Annotated in this window: 14 protein-coding genes; 11 read left to right on the top strand and 3 right to left on the bottom strand. The window is 50.8% G+C overall.

From position 1 onward, the window contains the following. Positions 1-8: 8 nt before the first annotated feature. Entirely contained in the window at positions 9-893 is an 885-nt protein-coding gene (locus tag LUCIF_RS25345; RefSeq protein WP_122630678.1) for an HAD family hydrolase, read from the top strand. On the opposite strand, the gene LUCIF_RS25350 is transcribed toward LUCIF_RS25345, so the two are convergent. Then, positions 877-1,692: a sulfite exporter TauE/SafE family protein gene (locus LUCIF_RS25350; RefSeq protein ID WP_122630679.1), complete on the bottom strand. Its 816-nt coding sequence runs from the start codon at positions 1,690-1,692 to the stop codon at positions 877-879. The genes LUCIF_RS25345 and LUCIF_RS25350 overlap by 17 nt on opposite strands. A 280-nt stretch (positions 1,693-1,972) precedes the next feature. On the opposite strand from LUCIF_RS25350, the gene LUCIF_RS25355 reads away from it, so the two are divergent. Further along, positions 1,973-3,169 carry an ROK family protein gene (locus tag LUCIF_RS25355; protein WP_122630680.1) on the top strand — a complete coding sequence of 399 codons (1,197 nt, stop codon included), beginning with the start codon at positions 1,973-1,975 and terminating at the stop codon, positions 3,167-3,169. Between the two features lie 106 nt (positions 3,170-3,275). Here the strand turns inward: LUCIF_RS25355 and LUCIF_RS25360 are convergent, their stop codons facing one another. Beyond that, entirely contained in the window at positions 3,276-4,223 is a 948-nt protein-coding gene (locus LUCIF_RS25360) for a sugar-binding transcriptional regulator (protein ID WP_122630681.1), read from the bottom strand. A 246-nt stretch (positions 4,224-4,469) separates the two neighbouring features. On the opposite strand from LUCIF_RS25360, the gene ulaG reads away from it, so the two are divergent. From ulaG to LUCIF_RS25400, 8 genes are all read left to right on the top strand, one after another. Beyond that, positions 4,470-5,534 (top strand): L-ascorbate 6-phosphate lactonase, encoded by a 1,065-nt coding sequence (gene ulaG, locus LUCIF_RS25365; RefSeq protein WP_122630682.1) that lies wholly within the window; start codon positions 4,470-4,472, stop codon positions 5,532-5,534. A gap of 38 nt (positions 5,535-5,572) precedes the next feature. After that, positions 5,573-6,010: a PTS sugar transporter subunit IIA gene (locus tag LUCIF_RS25370; protein WP_122630683.1), complete on the top strand. Its 438-nt coding sequence runs from the start codon at positions 5,573-5,575 to the stop codon at positions 6,008-6,010. 73 nt (positions 6,011-6,083) lie between these two features. Then, positions 6,084-7,526: a PTS sugar transporter subunit IIC gene (locus LUCIF_RS25375; protein ID WP_122630684.1), complete on the top strand. Its 1,443-nt coding sequence runs from the start codon at positions 6,084-6,086 to the stop codon at positions 7,524-7,526. Next, positions 7,519-7,818, top strand: a complete 300-nt coding sequence (locus LUCIF_RS25380) for a PTS sugar transporter subunit IIB (RefSeq protein ID WP_122630685.1) — start codon at positions 7,519-7,521, stop codon at positions 7,816-7,818. Before LUCIF_RS25375 ends, LUCIF_RS25380 begins: the two co-directional genes overlap by 8 nt. Before the next feature lie 229 nt (positions 7,819-8,047). Beyond that, the gene (locus tag LUCIF_RS25385) at positions 8,048-8,692 is read left to right on the top strand and encodes a 3-keto-L-gulonate-6-phosphate decarboxylase UlaD (protein ID WP_122630686.1); all 645 of its coding nucleotides are present in this window, start codon (positions 8,048-8,050) and stop codon (positions 8,690-8,692) included. A 5-nt stretch (positions 8,693-8,697) separates the two neighbouring features. Next, entirely contained in the window at positions 8,698-9,549 is an 852-nt protein-coding gene (locus LUCIF_RS25390; RefSeq protein ID WP_122630759.1) for an L-ribulose-5-phosphate 3-epimerase, read from the top strand. After that, a complete protein-coding gene (locus tag LUCIF_RS25395; RefSeq protein WP_122630687.1) occupies positions 9,549-10,373 on the top strand; it encodes an HAD family hydrolase in 825 nt (274 codons plus the stop codon). Before LUCIF_RS25390 ends, LUCIF_RS25395 begins: the two co-directional genes overlap by 1 nt. An 89-nt stretch (positions 10,374-10,462) precedes the next feature. Further along, a complete protein-coding gene (locus LUCIF_RS25400) occupies positions 10,463-10,924 on the top strand; it encodes a YmaF family protein (protein WP_122630688.1) in 462 nt (153 codons plus the stop codon). Between the two features lie 354 nt (positions 10,925-11,278). On the opposite strand, the gene LUCIF_RS25405 is transcribed toward LUCIF_RS25400, so the two are convergent. Then, a complete protein-coding gene (locus tag LUCIF_RS25405; protein ID WP_122630689.1) occupies positions 11,279-11,779 on the bottom strand; it encodes a flavin reductase family protein in 501 nt (166 codons plus the stop codon). 170 nt (positions 11,780-11,949) lie between these two features. Between LUCIF_RS25405 and LUCIF_RS25410 the strand changes: the two genes are divergently transcribed. After that, a complete protein-coding gene (locus LUCIF_RS25410) occupies positions 11,950-12,672 on the top strand; it encodes a ubiquinone/menaquinone biosynthesis methyltransferase (RefSeq protein WP_122630690.1) in 723 nt (240 codons plus the stop codon). Positions 12,673-12,963 lie beyond the last annotated feature (291 nt).

Below are 12,963 nucleotides of genomic sequence, written 5' to 3' on the forward strand. Positions count from 1 at the left end.
AATGAAATGTGAAGCTGATTGTTTCCGATCTGGATGGTACTTTGCTGAATTCCCGGCGGGAGGTCAGCAAGGTGAATGCGGCGGCCCTGCTGGCGGCGCAGCGCCGGGGAATCGAAATTGCCGTAGCCACCGGAAGGATTTATGGCAATGCCCTGGCGGTCTGCCGGCGGGCCGGATTGACACCGCATATTATTTCCAACAACGGCGCCTTTGTTTACACCAAAGACGGCCGGTTAATCCAGGCAGCCGGTCTGGATAAGAAAAAAGCCCTGCAGGCGGTTGAATGGCTGCAGGGGAACGGCTATTTTTATGATGTTTGTACCGACCGGCATATGTTTATCCCGCCCAACGCCCGGGAAGTGCTGCTGCAGGATTTTGAAAGCGCGGCGGCGGCCGGAACGATTGAGCGGGAATTAACGGCCGAAACGGCCCGGCAGGAAATCAATAGATTGTTGTCGGCGGACGGTGTGGTTTTCGCCGAGCCTTTTGAAGCGATTTGGCGCCAACAGGATTTGATTTTTGGCAATGTAAGCGCGATTACGTTCAACCGGGAAAAATTACAGCGGGGACGGGACTTTTTTGGCAAGTATGAAGGGATGGCCATGACGATTGCCGGCCGTGAAATTTTTGAAATGATTGCTCCGGCTGTTTCCAAAGGCAACGCGCTCGAGAAGCTGGCCGCTTATCTGGGTATCGGGCTGAGCGAGGTTATGGCTTTCGGTGACAATTATAACGATATTTCCATGTTGAGCCGGGTGGGGATCAGTGTGGCCATTGGCAATGCCGAGGAAGCCGTGAAGAAAATTTGCCGCTATATAGCGCCTGCCAATGATGCGGACGGCGTGGCACACATGATCGATACCCTGTTGGCCGGTGTTAAAATGCCATCATGAAGATCCGGACGCCGACAAGAGCGAGGCCGATGGCCAGACTGCGGATGATTGCCGTTCCCTTCACTTTCTGGGACAATTTGGCGCCCAACTGGGCACCGAACAAGACGCCGATTGACAAGGCGATGGTTTGGAAGGCGCTGGTGGCCAGCACGCCGGTCGCCAGATGAACGGCGGTTCCGGATAAGGCCATAATTGCCAAAATAAAGTGGGAAGTAGCCGTGGCGATGTGAACGGGATAGTTTAACAGATGAACCAGGGCCGGTACATGGATAATTCCACCGCCGATGCCGAGCAGGCTGGACAAATAGCCGACAAATACGCTGAGGACCACACCGATTACGGGGTTAAAGGAAAAAATGTATTCCATGCCTTCCGCGTCCACAAGCGTCCGGGTAACGAAATTTTTTTTGACTTCGCCGGTTCCGTTCTTTTTCTTGCTGGGGTTTAGCAGCAGAAAAGCGGCGGCCGCTATCAGTAAGACGCCGAATATGCCGTTGAAAAGTTGCCTTGGTATATACGAGGTAGTTATGGCGCCGAGAATGGACCCGGGAATGGTAGCCGCTGCAAAGAGCATACCGGATTTGTAATCAATCCGTTTCATTTTGGAGTAGGCGTAGGAACCGGAAAAAGCATTGAAGAAGACTACGGCCAGGGACATGCTGGTTATTGCATCCGGGCTTTTATGGGGATAAACCAATAAAAGAATAGGGACTAATATAAATCCGCCCCCCGCGCCGATTAGGGTTCCGAAAACCCCGACCACATACCCGAGGGGTAAGAGCCATAAAAATTCAGTCATTTTAAGATCATCTCCTGCAGATTGTTCTAAAATTTTTTTGCCGGACTTTTAACCATTTAGGAATAAAGTGCTTTGTAATTTATGCCAGCATATTTTTTATTATAACAGACAATGTAGAAAAAACAAAGATGATTGTTGAATTTTAATATTGGCCTTTAAGAAAAATGTAGAAAGGTCGAGGGACTTTTATTATTTATGAGAAAAAGTTTTAGTATTTTTTGTCTAGGGGATATCTTGAGTGGTATAATTGGTAGCAGAAGTTAAAAGTAAGGATGATAGCATGTTCCAAGAATTGAAACGCCCCGTTACTACGGCGGTGCGAAATTGCCGAACCCTGTATGCGTATATCCGGGAACACGAACCGGTTTCGAAGGCGAAGCTGCGGGAAATTACAGATTTTAAGCTTTCCACGCTGACCCGGGCAATGGACCGGCTGATCGCGGCAGAATTGATTTATGCGGCCGATATTGGCGAGTCCAGCGGGGGAAGAAAGCCCCTGCTGTTCCGGATTAATCCCGCCGCCGGCTATATTGTCGGCGTCGATATCTCGCGGACTTACACCCGGGTTGCGCTGATGGACTTGAAGCTGACGATTTTAAAGTCCGGTACGTTCGGCATGTTTACTGAAAATACACCGGAGGAAACGCTAAATAAGATCGGCAGGATGATTGATGAATTTACCATCGGAATTGACCGGAAAAGGCTGCTCGGCGTCGGGGTGGGCGCGGTCGGTCCGGTGGACCGGGAACGGGGGATCATTCTGAACCCGGTCAATTTTCCCGCCGCAGGCTGGGAAAACGTATCCATTAAGAAAATCCTGGAGGAAAAAACGGGACTGGTCACGCTGGTAGAAAACGGCGCCAATGCGGCGGTGCTGGGAGAATACCGCCAGGGTTGCGGCCGGGGTCTGGACAACATGGCCTATATTATTGCCGGCGTGGGTGTGCGGCTGGGGGTCATCGCCAACAATAAACTGGTTAATGCCAATGAAGGTTCTTTCGGCCATACGGTCATTGACCGGGAAGGCCGAAAGTGTTCCTGTGGCGGCCAGGGTTGTGTCGAGGCGTATATATCCCTGAAGTCGGTATTAACCTGTTTCATTGATGCAATAAAACAGGGCCGCTACTCGCCGCTGGTTGAAAGAGTGGATTATGACCTCACCGCCATCACCCTGGATGCAGTTTGTACAGCGGCGGAGGAGGGGGATCCGCTGGCACTTGAAGTGCTCGCCGAAGCCGCCGGCCATTTCGCCGTCGCCGTTGCGAATCTGGCCAATATATTGAATCCCCGCCTGATTATCCTGGGAGGTCTTTTAGTGAAAAAAAGCCGGGCTTTTTATGAAACCACGGTGAAATTAGCCCGCGAAAGATTCTGCCGGATCAACGGGATTCAGCTTGAATTCAGCCGGGGAACCCTGGGAGACGACGTCATTGTAACCGGCGCGGGCAGTATCGTTTTGGATTCGTACCTGCATTGAGCAAGTAGAACTAGTGTATATAAGTCCATTGATAAATATTACGAAAACCCGCTGCCGGCAGCGGGTTTTTTAAATGTAAAGTATAAGTTTTAGCCGAAAGACTGCGTTAGCGGTCTTTCTCACTGTCAAGGGCCAGAACTTTTCTGGCTGTCAGGTCGTCGGTGATCAGGGTGTTGACGTGTTTTCCCCGCAGAGCGCCTAAAATGGCGCCGGCTTTGGCATCACCGGAAGCAACGCCGACGACTTGCCTGATTTTGCGCAAGGAATCCAGCGTGATGCCGATAAGACATTTATGGATGTCCGTAGCCAATACGCGGCCGTGAATGTCGTAATGCTGCGCACAGATGTGTCCGGCTGATCCCAGGCGGCGGAGTTCTTCCGCCGCCTGGGAAGTCAGATAGCTAATTGTGCTGGCTGCTTCCAGGCTGCCGATGCCGGTTAAGGCAATGTCGGCCTGCTGGGCCAGACGCAAGGTCTCTTGAATATGCTGGTCCTGCAGGAGGGCCCGGCGAGCCTGGACATTTTCCACCAATAAGGGGGCGTGAATATAATAGCATTCGCCGTTATACATATTGGCCAATTGACGGACTAAATCGGGACCGTCGGTCAACCGGTTGGGGGAGTTGGCGGCGCCGAATAACTGGATGACCCGAATCGGCGTTTTTTCTGCAGGGCGCATCATTTGAACCGTATGGTACATCGTGCGTCCCCAGGAAATGCCCAGGGTGCTATTTTCTTTCAGCGATCCCTGGATGTACCGGGCGGCCAGCAGGCAGACCCCTTTCAGGACATCGTCGTCTTTGCGGTTGCGGCTGTCCATGATACGAACATCGTTTAACCCGAATCGCTGCAGGAAGTCTTGTTCCAATTGGGGGGAACGGTCCCAGGGATAATGAATGATGATTTCGACAAGGCCTTTGTCCCGGGCTTCCTGTAATAGTCGTGATACGGTAGAGCGCGAGGTGTGAACCGATTTGGCAATTTCATTTTGCGTCAGGTTATTTTCGTAATACAGACGGGCGACTTCACAGAGTATTTCCAGTTCTTCCGACATGATCTATCCTCCTCAACCTGTCTATTTCAATGGGGATATTGCACAAATGTGCAATATTCAGACAAATGACAATTTTTTATTGACGCCAATTTACGAAGTTTGTTATGATGGACTTGAACAGATGATTACTTTATGAGCAAATGTGCATAACTCAATTTAAGCATACCGGCCGTACTTTGTCAATCTGGCTTTTGACGACGCGGTATGCTGCCGTACTTCATGCGGGTTGAGAGAAAGGTGGATAACATGAGTAAAATTGATCAAATTACCCGTGAGTCCTGGATATTGAATACGTTTCCCGAATGGGGAACGTGGCTGAATGAAGAAATTGAAGCGGAGGTTGTGGCGCCGGGAACGTTCGCCATGTGGTGGCTGGGCTGCACGGGAATCTGGGTAAAATCGGAAGGGAATGCCAACCTTTGCATTGATTTCTGGTGCGGCAGCGGCAAACGAACCAAGAAAAAAGCTCTGATGGACACTCATCACCAGATGGCGCGAATGAGCGGCGGCAGGAAACTGCAGCCCAATCTTCGGGTAGCACCCTTTGTCCTGGACCCGTTTGCGATAAAACAAATTGATGCCGTGTTGGCGACCCACGACCACAACGATCACATCGACGTCAATGTGGCAGCGGCGGTGATGAAAAATTGCGACGCAACGGTGCCTTTTATCGGCCCCAAAGCCTGCGTCGAGCTTTGGATGAGCTGGGGCGTGCCGGCGGAGCGCTGCCGGATTGTCAAACCGGGCGACGTGGTCCGGATTAAAGATACGGAACTTACGGTGCTGGAGTCCTTTGACCGGACGGCTTTAATTACGGCTCCGGCGGGAGTCGTCCTGACCGGCAGGCTGCCCGGCAATATGGATGAGCGGGCGGTAAACTATCTGATAACAACACCGGGCGGCAGCGTCTACCATAGCGGCGATTCCCATTATTCCAATTATTATGCCAAACATGGCAATGAGTATCAAATTGATGTGGCTCTGGGTTCATTCGGTGAAAATCCCCGCGGGATTAGCGACAAGATGACTGCCTCGGACATACTGAGAATGGCGGAAGCCTTGAAGACCAAGGTAGTGATTCCGTTTCACCATGATATCTGGTCTAATTTCCAGGCCGATCCGGCGGAAATCAATGTATTATATGAAATGAAAAAAGACAGGCTGCAGTATAACTTCAAGCCGTTTATCTGGCAGGTGGGCGGTAAATTTGTTTATCCGGCGGATAAGGACAAACGGGAATATCACTATCCGCGCGGCTTTGATGATTGTTTTGCAGCAGATATTGATTTGCCTTATAAATCCTTTTTGTAAAACATACGGTGCACTTTGCGAGGGGGGAGGTTTTAACCGTGTTTAAGGAGTTAATGGCCAAAGAGCGGGTTACTTTTGCCGACGGGTTCGACAGCTGGGAAGATGCCGTGCGGGCGGCGGCCCGACCTTTGCTGCGGGACGGAGCGATCGAGGAAACTTACATTGATTCCATGATTGCCTGTATCAATCAGTACGGGCCGTATATTGTTATCGCTCCGGACATTGCAATGCCGCACGCTCAGGGCGGCAGCGGGGTCCGCGAAAATGCGGTCAGTTTTATGAAAGTGAGCCGTCCGGTTCATTTCAGCGACAGCAGGGAACATGACGCCCGGCTATTATTTGTACTGGCTTCCGTGGACAATACTTCCCATCTGGGAATGCTGCAGACTCTGGTGGAAGCCATTTCGGATGAGAAGTTTTTATCTGATTTGCTGCAAGTAGAAGGAATGGAAGAATTGCGCCGTTTAATCGCCTGAATTGGAAAGGAGGGAAGTGGAGAACCTTAAAATTGTCCGTAATGTCTGGTATTAAAGAGAGGAGGAATTCTAAATGGATTATTGGGCCGCATTTGATGCATTTTCCAAAGCCTTTGGCAACAATATCATGGTTAAACCGGAGTTTGTTATCGGCTTATTGGTATTTATCGGTTATATGCTGCTGGGTAAACCGGTTTATGAAGCCTTCGGCGGTTTTATCAAAGCCGCGGTCGGCATGATGATCTGGAGTGTCGGCGCCGGCGGTCTGGTGGTGACGTTTCGGCCTATTTTATCCGGACTGAATGATCGCTTTCATTTGAACGCTGCGGTTATTGACCCGTATTTCGGCCTGAATGCCGCCGGGGAAGCCATCAAGGCCATCGGGATGTCGCTTTCCTGGACCATGATCTCGTTAATGATCGGTTTTGGCTGGAATATATTGCTGGTGCTGCTGCGCCGGTATTCCAAGGTCCGTACTTTGTTTGTCACTGGTCATATTATGATTCAGCAGGCCACTACCGCGACCTGGCTGGTGTTTTTTGCCATTCCGGAGTTGCGCAATATTTACGGTGCCATTGCGGTGGGCATACTGGCCGGCACCTACTGGGCCGTATTTTCGAATCTGACTGTGGAGCCCACGGAAGAGCTCACGGAAGGCGGCGGATTTGCCGTCGGCCATCAGCAGATGTTGTGGGTCTGGCTGAGCAGTAAAATTGCACCGAAAATCGGCAATCCCGAAAAGTCGGTGGAGAACATCAATCTGCCCCGCTGGTTGTCCATGTTTAACGACAATGTAATCGCAACGGGGACGTTAATGCTGCTATTCTTCGGTATTATTATGACTGTTTTGGGCGAACCGTACCTCCGGCATATTGATAAGGCAAATTTTCCGCCAACCATAGCTTTTTTCACCTATATACTTTCCAAATCGCTGTCCTTTGCAGTGTATCTGTTTATTTTAATCAGCGGAGTGCGGATGTTTGTGGCGGAATTGACGGAATCGTTCCGCGGCATTTCCGATAAGGTGCTGCCGGGGGCATTGCCGGCGGTGGACTGCGCGGCGACGTATGGATTTGCTTCCCCCAATACAATTACGTTTGGCTTTTTATTCGGTGCTGTCGGCCAGTTTCTGGCGATTGCCGGCTTGGTTCTCTTTAAGTCACCGATTATGATTATCACCGGGTTTGTGCCGGTCTTCTTTGACAATGCCACGGTAGCCGTGTTTGCCAATAAGTTCGGCGGTGTCCGGGCTGCGGGAATCCTGACTTTCTGTACCGGGATTATCCAGGTATTGGGCGGCGCTTTTGCAGCCTGGTACTTCCAGCTGTATAATTACGGCGGCTGGCACGGCAACATTGACTGGGATACATTATGGCCGGCCATTGGCGTGTTAATGAAGAACCTGGCTATTCCCGGCATCGTAATCGCGGTGGTGCTTATGCTGCTGATTCCGCAAATCCAATACAATAGAAGTAATAGAGAAAAATATTTTAAAGTAGGTGGCTTTGATGCTTAAGGTAATTGCAGCTTGCGGCAATGGGATGGGATCCAGCCAGATTATTAAAATGAAAATCGATAAAGTGTTTAAAAAATTAAACATTGCCGCCGAAATTCATCATTCCAGCGTCGGGGAAGCGAAGGCCATGGCTGCAAATTACGATGTCGTCTTTTGCTCCGCCGCGCTGACGGGAAATTTTAACATTAAAAATACCCGGACTAAGGTGATTGGCCTGGTCAATCTGCTGTCGGAAGCGGAGATTGAGACCAAAATTAAAGAATACCTCTTGAATCAGGGGAAAGCGGAATAAAGAACCGTCTGAGCCTCTGGCCGGGAAAAGGGTGCGGCGGCCGAAAGAGGACGCCGTGCCTTTCACTTTTTTGGAATTGGTTTTTTCTTGAGGGATCGGAAAGTATAACTTTTCGGGTTGTTTCTAAATATAACATATTCTTTTTAAGAATACCGAAAAGTAAAATACTTTCCTTCCACTTAAAGACCGTTTGGTCTTTCTTGTAAGGGAAATAGAAGGAGGAAATAGTATGATGCCTAAATTACAGATTGCTCTTGATAATTTATCGTTTCCGGAAGCAGTAAAAGCGTTACGGGACGTTGCCGCCGAAATCGACGTCATTGAAGTCGGTACAATTTTATTGTGTGCCGAAGGCAAACGGGCCGTTGAGTATTTGAAAACCATGTATCCGGATAAGATTGTTCTGGCCGATGCCAAAATTGCCGATGCCGGCAAGATTATTACGCCAATGATGTTTGACGCCGGCGCCGATTGGGCCACCGTCATCTGCTGCGCCGAGATTCCTACCATTGCCGGTGCATTAGCGGTAGCGAAGGAGCGGGGTAAGGATATTCAGGTTGAACTGACCGGCCATTGGACTTTTGAGCAGGCGGCGGAATGGAAGAAGGCCGGCGTCGGACAGGTGGTTTATCACCGCTCCCGGGATGCCCAGGCCGCCGGGGTCAATTGGGGCCCTGCCGATCTCGAAAAGGTGGGCCGGCTATGCGAAATGGGCTTTCAGGTTACCGTGACCGGTGGCGTGACGGTGGAGGATGTCCGGTTTTTCAAGGAGCTGCCCATTTATGTTTTTATTGCCGGACGCTCGATTCGCGATGCGGCCGATCCGCGGCAGGCGGCGCGGCAATTTAAGGAAGAGTTCGCGAAATATTGGTGAGCAGTATGGAAAATTTACTGGGGCTCTATGAAAAGGCTCTGCCCAGGGGCATGGACTGGCCGGCTAAATTGAAAATGGCCCGGCAACTGGGCTTTGATTTTCTGGAATTGTCGGTGGACGAAAGCGATGACCGTTTGTTTCGCCTGTACTGGACCAAGGAGGAAAAGCGGCGCCTGCTTCAATATATTGATGCGGCCGGAACTCCGATTATGACGATGTGCTTCAGCGGCCACCGCCGGTACCCGCTGGGGAGCCGGAGCAGTGAAATCCGGCGGCAGGCGCTGGAATTAATGGAAAAAGCCATGGAGTTTGCCAAAGATGTGGGAATCCGGGTCATACAGCTGGCAGGATATGACGTTTATTATGAAGAACAAGGAGAAGATACCAAGGCGAATTTTTTGGCGGGGTTGAAACGGTCGGTAGACTTGGCGGAAAAACATCAGGTCATGTTGGCGATCGAAATTATGGATACCCCGTTTATGAATTCCATACAAAAATACATGGTTTATGACCGGCAGATACAAATGCCTTGGCTGACTGTGTATCCGGATCTGGGAAACTTAAGCGCCTGGGGCAATGACCTGGAGCAGGAACTGGAACTGGGGTATCCCCGGATTGTAGCCGTCCATGTGAAAGAAACCAAAACGGTGACCGACAGCTTTGCCGGCCAATTCCGGGATGTCCCGTTCGGTGAAGGCGATGTGGATTTTGTAAAAGCGTTTAAAAAACTCAAGGCGCTGCGGTATAAGGGTCCGTTTGTCATTGAAATGTGGGGTGACAAGATGAAGGACCCGATGGCTGAAATTACCAGATCCCGACAGTTTGTGCTGGATAAACTGAGGGAAGGCGGATTTTGATGGCGATTCAATGGTGTGTCTGCGACGTGGACGGTACTTTGCTGGATTCCAACAGCCGGTTAAGCGAGGAAACGGTCCGCGCCGTGCAGGAAATGCGGCAAGCCGGGATTGAATTGATCCTGGCCACCGGCCGGAGCGATCTTTTTATTAAGGAACTTGTCTTCCGGCTGGGCATTGCCGGGCCCGTCATCTGCTGTAATGGCGGGATGATTCGGGATGTCGGGACGGGGCAGGTTTTGTTCAGCCGGACCATCGGCCGGGAGACGGCCCGGGCCGTGGCGGAATATTGCTTTACCCACCGGCTTGATATGCTGGCCTATTCCTATGATTTTATTTATTACAGCCGCGGCAGTGACCGGGTGAATCTCTTTCACGACTTCAACGCCCGGATGCCGGAAGAGTTCCGGGTTCCTTTGCGGGAAGCAGCCCGGCCGGAGGACCTGCCGCTGGATTCGGTGCTGAAATTTTTTCTCTGGAATGCAGACGCCGTCCTGAAGGAGAACATGGAAGCATGGCATAACCGGGAAGGGGAACTGTACCTGGTCCAGTCCATGCAGGGCGCTCTGGATATTATGGCCCAGGGTATTTCGAAGGGAGACGCGCTGCGGTATCTGGCCGGACAGCGGGGCATGAGTCTGGACCAGATCGCCGTGTTCGGCGATAATTACAATGATGTGAGTATGTTTCAGTTAGCCGGCTGCCCGATTGCTGTCGGCAACGCCGAGGCGGTTGTAAAAGAGGCGGCTAAGTATATTACCCGCAGTAATGATGAAAACGGCGTGGCCTACGCCATTCGCCATTATATTTTATCGCCGGCGGAATGAGGAAATCATAGTGCTGCCCTGCTGTTTGGCACCAATATGCAAGCTATCGCATATTATGTAATAAACGAGCAGGGGGTGTAAAACGATCTATGGACGACAAGGATGAACGCAAAGCGGACCGGGACTGTATTCATGTGCATTTGTATCAAACTGAGGTAGAGCCGGCCGACCCGTGTTACTGCCATCAGCATGTGCTTGCCGGAGTTAGTCTGCCGGCTTACCGGAAAGACAGTTCTCATGTACACTGTTTGAAGGGACGCACGACTTTCTTTGTGGACGCGGATGGTCAACATGGTCATTGGCACTGGTATGAAGTGGTTACCGATTGTGCCGTGGATCTGAACGACGGATGGCATGTACATTATTACTGCGGTAAAACCAGTGTGAATGACGGCCATTGTCATATTTTCCAAGGTTCGGTCTGCTTGGCGCCGGATTTACTCCTGGGGAAAGATTTCGCGGGCGACGATGATGACCCCGACGATGACGATTACGTAGAACCCAAAACAAAGAAAAAACACAAGCGGGATGACCAGGACGAAGTGGAATAAAGGGAAAACCCGTCAACCGGAATACTATCCCCGGTCGGCGGGTTTCTGCTTATATCGGGATCACTTATCAACGCTTCGCCGTTGCCACTAAACCCATTTTTCGCAGTCCTCTGTCACTCGACAATAATTCTCCTGAAAAAAGATAAACTTAGGGAATTTTAAGCGAGGTATAAGGTTATTATGTGGGTATGGATTGGGAGAAAATATTGTCGCCATAAGTTCAGAGTGCGAAATGTGGGATAACCTCCGCTTATGACAAGACGGTCCTTCTGCCTGGATGAGCGCCTAAGACCGGGTCTTTCCACGCCCTGAGCCCTGCGCTATAAGCCGAAAAACCGCGTTAGCGGTTTTCTATCACTCATCAAGATAGGTGGCGGTAATTTCCCCGTAGTACAATGTGTGATGGTCGCCGGCGGGATAGCAGGATTGAGTCAGTTCCTTTTCCAGTGCGTCCGGCAGCATGGCTTGTTTGTAGATCACTTTGCATTCATAATGAAGCCCGCAGCCGGCAATTACGGGAGTGGCAATGGTTTGTCCCGGTACGGCTTTAAGACCGGCGGTGGCCAGTTTATCCATCTCCCGGCCGGATTTGGTGCCGCAAAGGGACAAAGCCTGCTTCATGTCATGTAAAGGGACGCTTACTGTAAATTCATTGCTTTTTTCAATTAACTCAAAGGTAAAGCGGGAAGGACGTACCATGACCAGAAATACCGGTTTGCGCCACATGACGCCGAGTGAGCCCCAGCCAATGGTCATGGAGTTGATTTTGCCGGCATGGGCAGTCGTCAAAAAAGCCCCCTGCGGCAGTCCCTCCATTACTTTGGCGGCGTATTCGTTATAGCTGACTTGTTTCATCGGTGAAAAACCTCCCTGAATATGTAAATTTTTTAATTTGACAAAACGATCCTTTCTTAATATTATTACTTCGTGCTTTACCGGATAAACTCCTGTTGTTAACAAGTTATATGCCAAAGTAAGGAATTTTATTATATAATAGAGAGAAATACCTTGGAGGGCAGACTGAATTGAAGGACTTCAGTATTGAGAGCAAGGAAGCATATATTCACCAATTGTTTTCGGCCATTTCCTGCCGGTATGACGCCCTGACGAGCCTTCTCAGCTTTAACCGGGACCGGTACTGGCGTCAGTTTGCCGTGGCGCAAACCGGTCTGAAAGCAGGCGGTTACGGGTTGGACGTGTGCTGCGGCACGGGAAAACTGACTTTGGAGCAAGCCGGCAAAGTCGGCGGCGGTGGCCGGGTGGTTGGACTGGATTTTTGCGCCGGCATGCTGCAGGAAGCGGTGAAAAATATTTCCCGCACACCCTATGAGCCGGTAATTCAATTGCTGGAAGGCAACGCCATGCAACTGCCTTTTGCTGTCCACACCTTTGATGCGGCGACCATCGGGTTTGCCCTGCGCAATGTGCCCGACATTGCCGCCGTCATCGGCGAAATGGCCCGGGTGGTCAAGCCGGGCGGCCGGGTAGTATCGGTGGAGCTGGCTAAACCGGAATTGCCGGTTTTTAAGCAATTATATTATTTGTATTTTGAACGGATTCTGCCGTACATAGGAAAATGGGGAACCGGCCAGGAAGGAGCGTACCGCTGGCTGCCTGAATCGTTGCGACGGTATCCGCATCAGCAGGAGGTCCGGGAACTGTTTGTGGCAGCCGGTCTCCGGGATGTGACCTATTATGAGTTGACGGGAGGGATTGTGGCCGTCCATGTGGGGACGGTGCCGGCATAGCCGGAAGCCGCATCAGCTGTGCTCCTTAAGAACACACTTGACTTTGTAATGTGGATGGCTTATAATCGTGTTAAGTTTATAGCGTATTGACACAATGAACGGAAATGCTAACTGCAAACGGTCTTTAAAAGACCTGGCGGCGGGTGCAAGCCGGTGTACCGGGCAGGCAGTTCCATCCAACCTCTCGTTCCTGGCGGGATGAGGGGAATTTTGTGTTTTATGGCTTGCCGGCGCTCTTCGACAAAAAATCCTTGTTATCTCCATTTTCCAAATGGAAAATGCGGATTACTC

Origin of the sequence: Allolucifera butyrica, assembly GCF_900476375.1 — a bacterium.
Lineage (GTDB): Bacteria > Bacillota > Negativicutes > Sporomusales > UPPP01 > Lucifera > Lucifera butyrica.

What these genes read in the sequence shown, in the direction of transcription:
- LUCIF_RS25350 (WP_122630679.1), bottom strand. Translation starts at nt 1,692, where the DNA reads ATGACTGAATTTTTATGGCTCTTACCCCTCGGGTATGTGGTCGGGGTT.
- LUCIF_RS25355 (WP_122630680.1), top strand. Translation starts at nt 1,973, where the DNA reads ATGTTCCAAGAATTGAAACGCCCCGTTACTACGGCGGTGCGAAATTGC.
- LUCIF_RS25360 (WP_122630681.1), bottom strand. Translation starts at nt 4,223, where the DNA reads ATGTCGGAAGAACTGGAAATACTCTGTGAAGTCGCCCGTCTGTATTAC.
- ulaG (WP_122630682.1), top strand. Translation starts at nt 4,470, where the DNA reads ATGAGTAAAATTGATCAAATTACCCGTGAGTCCTGGATATTGAATACG.
- LUCIF_RS25375 (WP_122630684.1), top strand. Translation starts at nt 6,084, where the DNA reads ATGGATTATTGGGCCGCATTTGATGCATTTTCCAAAGCCTTTGGCAAC.
- LUCIF_RS25380 (WP_122630685.1), top strand. Translation starts at nt 7,519, where the DNA reads ATGCTTAAGGTAATTGCAGCTTGCGGCAATGGGATGGGATCCAGCCAG.
- LUCIF_RS25385 (WP_122630686.1), top strand. Translation starts at nt 8,048, where the DNA reads ATGATGCCTAAATTACAGATTGCTCTTGATAATTTATCGTTTCCGGAA.
- LUCIF_RS25390 (WP_122630759.1), top strand. Translation starts at nt 8,698, where the DNA reads ATGGAAAATTTACTGGGGCTCTATGAAAAGGCTCTGCCCAGGGGCATG.
- LUCIF_RS25395 (WP_122630687.1), top strand. Translation starts at nt 9,549, where the DNA reads ATGGCGATTCAATGGTGTGTCTGCGACGTGGACGGTACTTTGCTGGAT.
- LUCIF_RS25400 (WP_122630688.1), top strand. Translation starts at nt 10,463, where the DNA reads ATGGACGACAAGGATGAACGCAAAGCGGACCGGGACTGTATTCATGTG.
- LUCIF_RS25405 (WP_122630689.1), bottom strand. Translation starts at nt 11,779, where the DNA reads ATGAAACAAGTCAGCTATAACGAATACGCCGCCAAAGTAATGGAGGGA.